This window comes from Halomonas lysinitropha (genome assembly GCF_902500215.1).
In the GTDB taxonomy this organism is placed as follows: domain Bacteria; phylum Pseudomonadota; class Gammaproteobacteria; order Pseudomonadales; family Halomonadaceae; genus Halomonas; species Halomonas lysinitropha.
In genome coordinates, this window is record NZ_CABVOU010000046.1 from 97,343 (window position 1) to 109,316 (window position 11,974).

9 protein-coding genes are annotated in these 11,974 nt (G+C 65.8%); 6 read left to right on the forward strand and 3 right to left on the reverse strand.

Annotated elements, in window-relative coordinates:
• The first annotated feature begins 8 nt into the window (after positions 1 to 8).
• On the forward strand, positions 9 to 1,229 hold the full coding sequence (locus HALO32_RS16395; protein ID WP_151444965.1) for a CaiB/BaiF CoA transferase family protein: 1,221 nt from the start codon (positions 9 to 11) through the stop codon (positions 1,227 to 1,229).
• Between the two features lie 166 nt (positions 1,230 to 1,395).
• On the opposite strand, the gene ppsR is transcribed toward HALO32_RS16395, so the two are convergent.
• Positions 1,396 to 2,229 carry a posphoenolpyruvate synthetase regulatory kinase/phosphorylase PpsR gene (gene ppsR / locus HALO32_RS16400; RefSeq protein ID WP_151444966.1) on the reverse strand — a complete coding sequence of 278 codons (834 nt, stop codon included), beginning with the start codon at positions 2,227 to 2,229 and terminating at the stop codon, positions 1,396 to 1,398.
• 236 nt (positions 2,230 to 2,465) lie between these two features.
• On the opposite strand from ppsR, the gene ppsA reads away from it, so the two are divergent.
• From ppsA to HALO32_RS16425, 5 genes are all read left to right on the forward strand, one after another.
• Positions 2,466 to 4,838 (forward strand): phosphoenolpyruvate synthase, encoded by a 2,373-nt coding sequence (gene ppsA / locus HALO32_RS16405; protein WP_151444967.1) that lies wholly within the window; start codon positions 2,466 to 2,468, stop codon positions 4,836 to 4,838.
• A 117-nt stretch (positions 4,839 to 4,955) separates the two neighbouring features.
• A complete protein-coding gene (locus tag HALO32_RS16410) occupies positions 4,956 to 5,519 on the forward strand; it encodes an anti-virulence regulator CigR family protein (protein ID WP_151444968.1) in 564 nt (187 codons plus the stop codon).
• 116 nt (positions 5,520 to 5,635) lie between these two features.
• Entirely contained in the window at positions 5,636 to 8,044 is a 2,409-nt protein-coding gene (locus HALO32_RS16415) for a Lon protease family protein (protein ID WP_151444969.1), read from the forward strand.
• Positions 8,034 to 8,819 (forward strand): universal stress protein, encoded by a 786-nt coding sequence (locus HALO32_RS16420; RefSeq protein WP_192576538.1) that lies wholly within the window; start codon positions 8,034 to 8,036, stop codon positions 8,817 to 8,819. Before HALO32_RS16415 ends, HALO32_RS16420 begins: the two co-directional genes overlap by 11 nt.
• A gap of 82 nt (positions 8,820 to 8,901) precedes the next feature.
• Positions 8,902 to 9,348, forward strand: a complete 447-nt coding sequence (locus HALO32_RS16425) for a hypothetical protein (RefSeq protein WP_151444971.1) — start codon at positions 8,902 to 8,904, stop codon at positions 9,346 to 9,348.
• Positions 9,349 to 9,389: 41 nt separating this feature from the next.
• Here the strand turns inward: HALO32_RS16425 and HALO32_RS16430 are convergent, their stop codons facing one another.
• Both HALO32_RS16430 and rraA read right to left on the reverse strand, forming a co-directional pair.
• On the reverse strand, positions 9,390 to 11,273 hold the full coding sequence (locus HALO32_RS16430; protein WP_151444972.1) for a glycerophosphodiester phosphodiesterase family protein: 1,884 nt from the start codon (positions 11,271 to 11,273) through the stop codon (positions 9,390 to 9,392).
• An 88-nt stretch (positions 11,274 to 11,361) separates the two neighbouring features.
• On the reverse strand, positions 11,362 to 11,850 hold the full coding sequence (gene rraA / locus HALO32_RS16435; protein WP_225810114.1) for a ribonuclease E activity regulator RraA: 489 nt from the start codon (positions 11,848 to 11,850) through the stop codon (positions 11,362 to 11,364).
• Positions 11,851 to 11,974 lie beyond the last annotated feature (124 nt).

The window sequence follows — 11,974 nt, forward strand, 5'->3', positions numbered from 1 at the left end:
GGCTCGAGATGAGCGGGCCGCTTGAGGGCATCACGGTGCTCGACATGTCGCGGGTACTGGCCGGGCCCTGGGCCGGCCAGCTGCTCGCCGATCTCGGGGCCCGGGTGATCAAGATCGAGCACCCGAAGCGGGGCGATGACACCCGCGGCTGGGGGCCGCCCTGGCTGGCAGAACACCTCGAGAAGGGGCAGGACGATGCCGAACGGGTAGCGGCCTACTTCCTGTGCGCCAACCGCGGCAAGCAGTCGCTGGCCGTGGACATCGCCACCGAAGGCGGACAGGAGCTGGTCAGGTCGCTGGCGAAGGGTGCCGATATCCTGCTCGAGAACTTCAAGGTTGGCGGCCTCGCCAGGTACGGGCTCGACTATGCCAGCCTCAGGGCGATCAACCCACGTCTGATCGGCTGTTCCGTCACCGGTTTCGGGCAGGACGGCCCCTATGCCCATCGGGCCGGCTACGACTTCATGATCCAGGCCATGGGCGGGCTGATGAGCCTCTCAGGCGAACCCGACGGCATGCCCATGAAGACCGGCGTGGCGATCACCGACGTGATGACCGGTCTCTATGCCGCGGTGGGCGTGCTGGCGGCCCTGCAGGAGCGCGCGCGCACCGGCCGGGGGCAGCACATCGACCTGGCGCTGCTCGATGTTCAGGTAGCAACCCTGGCCAACCAGGCACTCAACGCCCTGGTCGAAGGCCAGTCACCCCAGCGCCATGGCAACGCCCACCCCAATATTGTGCCCTATCAGGCCTTCGCCTGCGCCGACGGCCATCTGGTGCTCACCGTGGGCAATGATACCCAGTTCACGCGCTTTGCCGATATGCTCGGCCATCCCGAGTGGGCCGAGGATCCCGCCTACGCCACCAATGCTGCTCGGGTCGGCAACCGGGAGGTGCTGGTCTCGCTGATCCAGCCGATCCTGCTCGAGCGCGATCGCGATGACTGGTTGAACGAAATGGAAGCGCGCGGGATCCCCGCGGGCCCCATCAATACCCTGACCGAGGTCTTCGACGATCCTCAGGTGCGCCATCGCGGCCTGCGGCGGACGTTGCCGAGTGGCGATCTCGAGGTCCCCCAGGTTGCCAACCCGCTGCGTTTCGACGGTAAGTCCGCCACCAGCGAGGTGGCGCCCCCTCGGCTCGGCCAGGATAGCGATGCGATCCTCGCCGAGATGGGCCTCACCAGGGACGATATCGCCAGGCTCAGAAGGGCAGGGGTGGTCAGGTAGCTACAAGGCTCAAGGAGCAAGTGACAAGGAAAATGCTCTGCGATCTGCGTTGCCGGGCACATACTGAGTTGCTCCTTGCTCCTTGCTCCTTGCTCCTTGCTCCTTGCTCCTTGCTCCTTGCTCCTTGCTCCTTGCTCCTTGCTCCTTGCTCCTTGCTCCTTGCTCCTTATCTGGGCGAAAACCGCCGTGTCAGGCCGGTCTCGGCGATCATCCGGGTGGAGATCTCCTCCACGGAGAAACGGGTCGTGTCGATATAGGGAATATGCATCTGGCGATAGAGCCCCTCGGCCTGCTCGACCTCCTGGACGCACTGGTCCATGGAGCTGTAGCGACTGTTGGGTCGACGCTCGTGGCGAATCGCCGCCAGCCGTCGCGGGTCGATGGTCAGTCCGAACAGCTTGTGGCGATGCGGGACCAGAGCCTTCGGCAGTTTCAGGGTGCCGTTCTCGTCCTGGTCGTCTTCGGTGAGCGGGTAGTTGGCTGCACGAATACCGAATTGCAGGGCCAGGTAGAGCGAAGTGGGCGTCTTGCCACAGCGGGAGACGCCGACGAGGATAAGGTCGGCCTTGTCGTACTGGTGGGTGCGGGCCCCGTCGTCGTTGTCCAGGGCGAAGTGCACCGATTGGATGCGATCCATGTAGACATCGTCGCGACCGATGGAGTGGGTACGACCGACGCTGTAGGAGGAGTGGGCTTCCAGTTCCTCCTCCAGTGGCTTGAGAAAGGTCGAGAAGATGTCGACCTTGAAGCCCGGGGCCTGGCGGATCACCTCGCGAATCTGCTCATCGACGATGGTGTCGATAATGATCGGCTGCTCGCCATCGCGCACCGCCGTGGCCTCGATGATGGCCACCAGGGTTCGCGCCTTGTCGAGGGAGTCGATATAGGGCTTGGTGAGCATACGGATCTCGACGCTTTCGAACTGGGCAAGCAGGCTGCGGCCCAGGCTCTCGGCGGTGATGCCGGTACCGTCGGAGATGAAGAAGGCGGTGCGCGTCATGGCGAGTCGCTGTCGTCCGTGGAGTTGCGGGCATTGTCGGCCTTGGCCGGGATCGGGACAAGAGCTGGGGCGCTCGGCCAGTCGGCGGGGTGTTGTAAAAATCCTTCAGTGACTTAGATCTTAGACGAATGGCGAATATCGAGGGATGCTGTTAACGTCATCAGCACTTTTTCATGCCCGAGTCTTGCGTTGCCTGCCGGCATGTTGCATCCGTCATCGATATTCGGGGAGACCTCATGGACGATTATATTCAGTGGTTCGATCAACTGGGTATGGACGATGTCGAGCGAGTCGGCGGCAAGAATGCCTCGCTCGGCGAGATGATCTCCAACCTGTCCGGCGCGGGCGTCACCGTCCCCGGCGGGTTCGCCACCACGGCCCATGCCTATCGCGAGTTTCTCTCCCATGAAGGGCTCAACGAGCGCATCAACCGCCGGCTCGCCACCCTGGATGTCGACGACGTGGCCGAGCTGTCGCGGGCCGGTGCCGAGATCCGTCAGTGGGTCATCGACACGCCGCTGCCGCCGGCCTTCGAACGCTACCTGCGCGAGAGCTACGAGGCGCTCGCAGCGCTGCATCCCAACCTCAAGGTCGCCGTGCGCAGTTCGGCCACCGCCGAGGATCTGCCGGACGCCTCCTTTGCCGGTCAGCAGGAGACCTTCCTCAACATCGAGGGCTTCGACAACATCAAGCGTGCCGTGCATGAGGTGTTCGCCTCGCTGTTCAACGACCGCGCCATCTCCTACCGGGTGCACCGCGGCTATGCCCATGAGAACGTGGCGCTCTCCGCCGGTATCCAGAAGATGGTGCGCTCCGAGACGGGCGCCGCGGGCGTCATGTTCACCCTGGACACCGAGTCCGGCTTTCGCGATGCCGTCTTCGTCACCGCCTCCTGGGGGCTGGGCGAGACGGTGGTGCAGGGGGCGGTGAACCCTGACGAGTTCTATGTCCACAAGTCGACCCTGGCGGCGGGGCGTCCCGCCGTGCTGCGTCGCAATCTCGGCTCCAAGCTGATCAAGATGATCTATACCGACGACACCAGCGCCGGCAGGTCGGTGGAAACCGTCGAGGTGCCGCTGGCCGACCGCGCGCGCTTCTGCATCAACGACGAGCAGATCATGGCGCTGGCTCGCCAGGCGATGACCATCGAAGAGCATTACGGCCGCCCCATGGACATCGAATGGGCGTTGGATGGCGACGATGGCGAACTCTATATCGTTCAGGCCCGCCCCGAGACCGTGGTCTCCCAGCAGGAGGGCGGCAAGCTCGAGCGCTTCCAGCTCAAGGAGAAGGGGCGCACCCTGGTGGCCGGTCGGGCGATTGGCCAGCGCATCGGCAGCGGTGCGGTTAAGGTGGTGTTCTCCCCGGATGACATGGAGAAGGTCAATCCCGGCGATGTCCTGGTCACCGACATGACCGACCCGGACTGGGAGCCGATCATGAAGCGCGCCTCGGCCATCGTCACCAATCGCGGTGGCCGCACCTGCCACGCGGCGATCATTGCCCGCGAGCTGGCGATCCCGGCGGTGGTGGGCTGCGGTGATGCCACTGAAGCCTTGTCTGACGGGCGCGACGTCACCGTCTCCTGTGCCGAAGGGGATACCGGACACGTCTATGAGGGTCTGCTGGCGTTCGACCGTCGCGTGACCAGCGTCGATGCCATGCCCGAGATCCCCTTCAAGATCATGATGAACGTCGGCAACCCGGATCGTGCCTTCAGCTTCGCCAGCCTGCCCAATGCCGGGGTTGGCCTGGCCCGCCTCGAGTTCATCATCAATCGCATGATCGGGGTGCACCCCAAGGCGCTGCTCGAGTACGACACCCTGCCCGCCGATCTGCAGCAGACCATCGACCTGCGGACTGCCGGCTACAGCGACCCGGTGGAGTTCTACGTCGACAAGCTGGTCGAGGGTATTTCCACCCTGGCGGCGTCCTTCTATCCGCAGCGGGTCATCGTGCGCCTGTCGGACTTCAAGTCCAACGAGTACGAGAATCTGATCGGTGGCAAGTTGTACGAGCCGGGCGAGGAGAACCCCATGCTCGGCTTCCGCGGCGCTTCGCGCTATATCTCGGAGACGTTTCGCCCCTGCTTCGAGCTGGAGTGTCGGGCGCTCAAACGGGTCCGCGAGGTGATGGGACTGGACAATATCGAGATCATGGTGCCCTTCGTGCGCACCACCGAGGAGGCCCGCGAGGTGGTCGAGCTACTGGCGGCCAACGGATTGGCCCGGGGCGAGCAGGGGCTCAAGGTGATCATGATGTGCGAACTGCCGGCCAACGCCCTGCTGGCCGAGGAGTTCCTCGAGTACTTCGACGGCTTCTCCATCGGTTCCAACGACCTGACCCAGCTGACCCTGGGACTGGACCGCGACTCCGGCATCGTCGCCCATCTGTTCGACGAGCGGAACCCCGCCGTGAAGAAGCTGCTGGCCATGGCCATCCAGGCCTGTCATGCCCAGGGCAAGTACATCGGCATCTGTGGCCAGGGTCCCTCCGACCACCCGGATCTGGCCAAGTGGCTCATGGAGCAGGGCATCGACTCGGTCTCGCTCAACCCCGATGCCGTACTGGAAACCTGGTTCATGCTGGCCGGCGAGACCCTGGGCTGATCGGCGCCTGCCGCCAGTGATCGACGACACCCGGGCTTGCCGGGTGTCTTGCTTTGTGCACGGCTCTTGCACGATGGCGGTCTAGACTGTGGCTACATCCCGTATCAGGAGGTCTGTATGAAGACCCGTTTCCCTCTTTATCCCTTGGTGGTTGCCGGCGCGCTCGGCCTGGCCCTGGCGGCATCCCCGCTTCTGGCGCAGCCCGGCAACAGCCAGGGCAAAGGGCAGGGCGCTGCAGCCTGGAAGGAAGAGGGCCAGCACTCGCGCGGTCAAGGGCGGAGTCACCGAGAGGCCCGTAGCCAGGGCTCGCGTCAGCTGGAAGAAAGGAGCCCGCGAGACCGCCACGAGGACCGAGACGGTGGGCGTGACGGCTCCCGGGAGCGGTATTACGACGAGGCAAGCCGGCCGATGATCGAGGAGCGCGAGATTCGCGAGATATTCCGCAGTCGGCGCGACGCTATCCGTCAATACGACCGCGACAGTCTGCCGCCCGGCATCCGCATGAACCTGGAACGCGGCAAGCCCCTGCCTCCCGGCATTGCCAAGAAATTCGACGCGAGCGTGCGGCGTGACCTGCCCGACTACGAGGGCTATGAGTGGCGTCGCGTCGGCACCGACGCCGTCCTGGTCGACCTCACCAACGACATCATCTACGAGGTAGTTCACGACATCCTGCGATGATCATCCCGGGCGGGCCCGCCGGTGCCCGCCGCCTCTGTGCCCGCTCTCCTTGATCTCCATCAGGCAGGACCCTTCGTCATGTCTCATACTGCCCGTGTCTGCAAAGGAGAACTGCCATGCTGGAACCCCTTGGAGTCGCGCAGGTGTATCGGACCTGCTCGACCGATGTCTTCGATTTCGAGGTCACCAGCGAGCTGGAGTCACTGGACCTGCTCGTGGGCCATGAGCGCGCCCGGGATGCATTGAGCTTCGGCACTGCGATCCGCAGCGACGGCTTCAACCTCTTCGTGCTGGGTCAGCCCGGTCACGACCGGCACAGCCTGGTGGGCAGCTTTCTTTCCGAGCAGGCCCGGGGTGCTTCGCCCCCTTGCGACTGGTGCTATCGCTTCAATTTTGACGATCCGGCCGTGCCGCTGGCCCTCTCGCTGCCGCCCGGCCTGGGGCGGCAGCTGCGCACGGACCTGGAGGCGCTGGTCGAGGAACTGCGCAGCGCCATCCCCGCGGTGTTCGAGAGCGAGGAGTATCAGAACCGCGTGCAGGAGATGAAGCAGGCCATGGATGAGCGCCAGCGCAATGCGATCGAGGAGGTGCGCCGCGAGGCACGCGAGCAGGGTATTCTGCTGATGTCGACCTCCAATGGCTTCACCTTCGCGCCGGCCGACGGCGATCAGATGATGTCACCGGAGGACTACGAGAAGCTGCCGGAGGACCAGCGCAAGCGTATCGAGCGCACCGTCGAGGAACTGCAGCACAAGCTGACCCAGAAGATTCATCAGATGCCGCGGCTCGCCAAGGAGCTGCGCAATGAACTCAAGGCGTTCAGCGAAGAGATGCTGCAATCGGTGATCGACGGGCCGATGGCTGATCTGGAAAAGCGCTACCACGAGGAGGAGGGGGTGCTGTCGCACCTCAAGGCCATTCGCACGTCGATTCTGGAGCACGTCGAGTCGTTCCAGGCCGAACAGCCGGACGTACCGCCAGAAGCGCTGTTCAACCGCTTTCAGGTCAACCTGCTGGTGGACAATGCTGAAGCCGAGGGGGCACCGGTGATCTACCAGGACCTGCCCACCCATCAGCATCTGGTGGGCCGCATCGAGCACCATATGCACAACGGCACCCTGCTGACCGACTTCTCGCTGATCCGGGCTGGCGCCCTGCATCGTGCCAACGGCGGCTACCTGGTACTGGACGTGCGCAGCGTGATCACCCAGCCGGGGGCCTGGGATACTCTCAAGCGCGTGCTGCGGGCCGGTGAGATCCGCACCGAGTCGCTGGAGCAGGCCTATGGCCTGATCAGTACCGTGACCCTCGAGCCGAAGCCGATCCCGCTGGACGTCAAGATCGTGTTGCTGGGTGAGCGACGACTCTATTACCTGCTCTGCGAGTATGATCCCGAGTTCCTTGAGCTGTTCAAGGTTCAGGCCGACCTCGAGGATGAACTCGACCGTGATACCGAGCACGAGGCCTTCTACGCTCGCATGGTGGCGACCCTGGCCCGCGAGGCGGCGCTGCGCCCGCTGGACCGCAGCGGCGTGGCCGCGGTGATCGAGCGGGCTACTCGATTGGCCGACGACCAGCGCAAGCTGACCGCGCGTCATCGTGACCTTCGTGACCTGGTGCTGGAGGCCGACCACTGGGCCGGCGAAGAGGCGGCCGACGTGATTGCCCGACGTCATGTCGAGAAGGCGGTCGGGCAGCAGCTGTGGCGGGCGGGACGCCTCCGCGAGCGCAGCCACGAGATGATCACGCGCGGTACCTTGATGGTTGCCACCGAGGGACGCGCGGTCGGTCAGGTCAACGGTCTCTCCGTGCTGCAGCTGGGCGAGTACGCCTTCGGTCAGCCGTCGCGCATCACCGCCACGGCGCGTCCCGGCAACGGTCAGGTGGTGGATATCGAGCGTGAGGCGCGCATGGGCGGGCGCATCCACTCCAAGGCGGTGATGATCCTGTCGCGCTATCTGGCCAGCCGCTATGCAGGGGAGGAGCCGCTCTCGCTCTCCGCGAGCCTGGCCTTCGAACAGTCCTATGGTGGGATCGAGGGTGACAGTGCCTCGGTGGCCGAGGTGTGCGCCCTGGTCTCGGCCATCGCCCGGGTGCCGCTCGATCAGGCCTTCGCCGTGACCGGTTCCATCGACCAGCATGGTCGGGTTCAGGCGGTCGGCGGTGTGAACGAGAAGGTCGAGGGCTTTTTCGATGTCTGTGTTGCCCGTGCCGACCTCGAGGGCCAGGCGGTGATCCTGCCGGCGGCCAATGTCGAGCACCTGATGCTCAAGTCCGAGGTTCGCGAGGCCATCGAACAGGAGCGCTTCCGGGTCTTCGCCATTTCATGGGTGGATGAGGCACTGGAATTGCTCACCGGCCTGCCCATCGGCGCGCCCGACGCCCGGGGACACTTCCCCGAAGGCAGTCTCGGTGCCCGCGTGGCCGAGCGGCTGAAGCATTTTCGCGAGGTGGTAAAGCATGCTCGGCAGGAGCAATGGGGAGGCAATGGTGACCAGCAGGAGGAGCAGGACGATGAACGCTGACGCGTCGCGGCCGACCTCCGGCGAGCAGGCGCGGGCTGAAGGCGACCCGGAGGCGCGGGTGCTGGCGCTGCTCGATGCCTCCCGCCACAGCCTGGCGGCCCTGGCCGCTGCGGTGGATCTAGCGACACTGCGTCACGCCGAGCTGGTGGGGCTGTTCGTCGAGGACCAGGATCTGCTGGGCAGCGCCGGCTTCCCCTTTTCCCGGGAGATCGGTGCCGTCTCGGGGCAGGTGCGCCGCTTGTCGAGGAGCAATCTCGAGGCCGGCATGGCCCGGCAGGCCCACCGCGTGACCGAGGCTCTTGAGGCCGCAGTGGCTGGCCGTGAGGTGCGCCACCAGATGCGGGTCAGTCGTGGTCGGGTGGTCAGCGAGGCGTTGTCGCTGGCCGCCCCGGCGGATCTCCTGGTACTCGGCAAGGCCGGACTCTCGGGCCACTGGGGCGTGCGCCTGGGTTCCACCAGCCGGGCCCTGATTCTGGAGGCGCCCTGCACGGTGATCATCTGGGATGAGCGCCAGTCGCTCGCCCGCGGCATCCTGCGTATCCTGGACGACACCGGGACGAGCGGCGATGAACTTCGCCCCGTTGCCCAGGCGTTGACCCGCCTGTTCGCCGGCAGGGAGACCCTGTCGGCGAACGATGCCCGGCAACTGGAGCAGCAGCTGGCCCACGTGGACAGCGGTGCCCTGCTGCTCCATCGCCCTCAGCTCACCCGCCTGGTCAACCAGGATACCGACCTGCTGGCCCGCCTGCCGATCCCGGTCATTGTGGTCCCCTGAAGCGACCCAGCGATTCTGCCCCACGGCGCGGCGAGAATTTGGCATGATGGCGCCTCCAACGAGCCGAAGGGGACCTGTCTGGATGGCATACTTGCTGGTGATGGGGGGACTGGCATTGTCCGTCTTCTTTACGCTGGGCTGGGGCCTGATCTGCGCCACGCGCTGGCTGGCGGGTCGACTGCCGGGCGCCAGTCGCCAGTCGGCGCGGCGCTCGACGCGCCGTACGCCGGCCAGGCCCAAGGCCGCCACACGGTCCAGGACTCGCCAGACCACGCCCGCCAAGGCGCCGTCGGAACCCTGGCGGCTGACTTGTTGGCTCGCCCGGTGGCGCTCTCCACTACCGCTGGGCCTGCTGGCGCTGCTGCTCTACGGCGGTGGCCGCCTGGTCGACTACGGCATGACCTATCGCCCGCAGGCCGCCCCCGGAGAGTTCCATGGCCTGGTCAGCTCCCTGGGCTGGGCCGCCGCCGCCTTGCTGATCCTTGCCGGCATGAACCTGCTGGCCCTCTGGCGCTGCCGTCGCCAGTGAGAGTGGTGCCGATCCGCGCCGTGAAGGCGTGGTGAGGGGGGTCAATTCCTCAGCCAGTTGCGCAGCTTGACCAGCAGCACGGCGCCGTCGCCCAGGCGGCGGCGCTCGGCGATCAGCTCGGCGAGCATGGCCGGCCGGTCGGTGATGATGGCGTCCACCCCCAGGTCGATCAGCTGCGACATCCGGGTGCGATCATTGATGGTCCAGGCGTGCAGCTCGTAGCCGTAGTATCCAGCCAGGCGTACCTCCTCCTCGTCGATCCGGTTATGACGCAGGGCCAGGGCATCGAAGCCCTGGCGCTCGAGGGTGCCCGACATCACCAGCTGGGCCAGCAGGCTGGTGCGCAGCTGGGGCTCGCGGCGCGTGGCCTCGCGCAGCAACCAGGGCGACATGGCGGCGACAAACATGTCTCGCATGATATCGGGATCGCCGCAGGCGAGTGCGGTTACCCGATCCTCGGCGCGGTGACGACAGGCGCGACGCACGTCCCGCTCCCTTTCCAGGTCGTCGAGGACCGCGTCGACCAGTTCCAGCTCGCGACCGGGATCGGGCTTGAGTTCGATCATCAGACTGGCGCGTCCGCGCACCGTCGCCAGCACCTCGTCCAGCCCAGGAATCGGCTCGCCGATGAAGGGGTCACCGAACCAGCTGCCCACATCGACCTCGGCAAGTTCCGAGCGCGTCAGGGCGCCGACTCGGCGGTTGTCGCCGGCCAGTCGCCTGAGACTCTCGTCATGGTAGAGGACCACCTCGCCGTCGGCGGTGAGGCGCACGTCGATCTCGATGCCATCGGAGCGGTCCCGGATCGCCTGTTCCACGGCGGCCATGGTGTTCTCCGGCGCCTTCAGCGAGCTGCCGCGATGGGCGATAACGGAGACCTCGTCGCGAATCTCGAAGCGGTTGACGATCAGCCAGGCCTGGCCGATGGCGAACAGCACGACGGCGAGTTCGACGGCCCAGGCCAGGCGCCCGGGGTGGGTGCCGGGCGGCGGTGGTTCGGGCCTTGGCTCACGATGGGCCAGGTGCAGGTAGAGGCAGGTGGCCTGCAGGGCATTGGCGGCGATGCCGCCGAAGGTGATCGCCAGGGCGATGAGCAGGTAGGCGGTCAGGTATGCGAGCATGGCCGGGACCAGCACCGTGTTGCGCTCGGGAAGCCACCACAGCAGCGGCGTAACGATCCAGTCGAATAGTGCCGTTGCCAGCAGGGGTAGCAAGACGATGCCCAGCAGCAGCAACACCACGGCGGCGGCAATATGGTGCCCGCGGCCTCGCGTCAACTGCACGCTGCGCGCCAGGGCCGAAGTGGGCGAGAGCCCCTCTAGTGTCAGCGCCGGCAGGGCCAGGTGCCAGCGGACATAGAGGGTTCCGGCGAGCAGGATCCAGGCCAGTACCGGTATCAGGCTGCTGCCGAGAAAGGCCCAGAGCGCGGGGGGGCGCATGTTCTGCACGAAGTAGGGATCCAGTCCTCCCAGGAAGAAGTCATGCAGCCAGGCCAGGCTGAGCGCCAGCGGGACCAGCAGCAGCAGCTGGCTCCCCACCTGCAGTACCACCAGACCGCTGATGGCCGGCAGACGGCGCAGCGTGGCCCACAGGGCCTCGAAGGCCAGACGAACATGGTGGTCCCGGGGGCGTACCGCGACCAGGATCATGCCGGATTGCTGCAGGTAGAGCACCAGAAAGGTCAGTCCCACCGCGACCAGCAGCCAGAGCAGACCACCCGGGCTCATGAGTAGGTCGATCAGCTCGCTGTTGGTGATCACCGGTCGGCCGAACTGGGAAAGCAGGCCCGAGAGAGTCCAGCCCACGGCCGGCAGCAGCAGGCTCGAGGCCAACAGCGTGAAAAAGAGGTGATAGGCGATCAGCGGACGCAGATGCTCGCGCAGGGTGCGCAGCACGTCGCCGCTCAGTCGTGGCAGGGGTAGCATGGACAGGCGCGTGAAGGGAACATGACGTCAGAGTGACAGCCCTTGGCTGTCACGGGCAAGTGCCTGTTATTGCCGGCTTCGGTTCAGTTCAGCGCTCCAGGTCCAGCTGCTCCTCGGCGACCAGGATGCCGTTACTGTCGGCATAGAGCCACTGGCCTGGGGTCAGGGTGACGCCGGCAAAACTGACCGGGATGTCACGCTGCCCCTCGCCGCGTTTCTCGCTCTTGCGCGGATGAGCGCCCAGGGCCTGGATGCCGAGCTCTGTCTCGGCGAGTATGTCGACGTCACGTACGCAGCCATACATCACCACCCCGGCCCAGCCGTGACCGGCGGCCTGTTCGGCCAGCATGTCGCCCAGCATGGCGCAGCGGGTGGAGCCGCCGGCGTCGATGACCAGCACGGCGCCGTCGCCGGGCTCGGTCACCGCCTGCTTGACCAGGGAGTTGTCCTCGAAGCACTTGACGGTGCGGATCGGTCCGGCGAACTCCTCGTGGCCGCCAAAATTGATGAAGATCGGATCGAGCACCTGCACCTCGGGATAGGCGTCGCAGATGTCCGGCGTGACGATATGGCTCACGGTGAGGCTCCTCGTGACGTGGGCTATCCTGTCATGATGCCATGGCACGGGCAGAACGGAAGCCCCCTTTGGTGGCACTAGGGGGAAACAAAAAAAACGCCCCGGATGGGGCGCTTCGTTCATC

Coding starts and splice junctions, on each gene's coding strand:
- HALO32_RS16395 (WP_151444965.1), top strand. CDS start 9: ATGAGCGGGCCGCTTGAGGGCATCACGGTGCTCGACATGTCGCGGGTA.
- ppsR (WP_151444966.1), bottom strand. CDS start 2,229: ATGACGCGCACCGCCTTCTTCATCTCCGACGGTACCGGCATCACCGCC.
- ppsA (WP_151444967.1), top strand. CDS start 2,466: ATGGACGATTATATTCAGTGGTTCGATCAACTGGGTATGGACGATGTC.
- HALO32_RS16410 (WP_151444968.1), top strand. CDS start 4,956: ATGAAGACCCGTTTCCCTCTTTATCCCTTGGTGGTTGCCGGCGCGCTC.
- HALO32_RS16415 (WP_151444969.1), top strand. CDS start 5,636: ATGCTGGAACCCCTTGGAGTCGCGCAGGTGTATCGGACCTGCTCGACC.
- HALO32_RS16420 (WP_192576538.1), top strand. CDS start 8,034: ATGAACGCTGACGCGTCGCGGCCGACCTCCGGCGAGCAGGCGCGGGCT.
- HALO32_RS16425 (WP_151444971.1), top strand. CDS start 8,902: ATGGCATACTTGCTGGTGATGGGGGGACTGGCATTGTCCGTCTTCTTT.
- HALO32_RS16430 (WP_151444972.1), bottom strand. CDS start 11,273: ATGCTACCCCTGCCACGACTGAGCGGCGACGTGCTGCGCACCCTGCGC.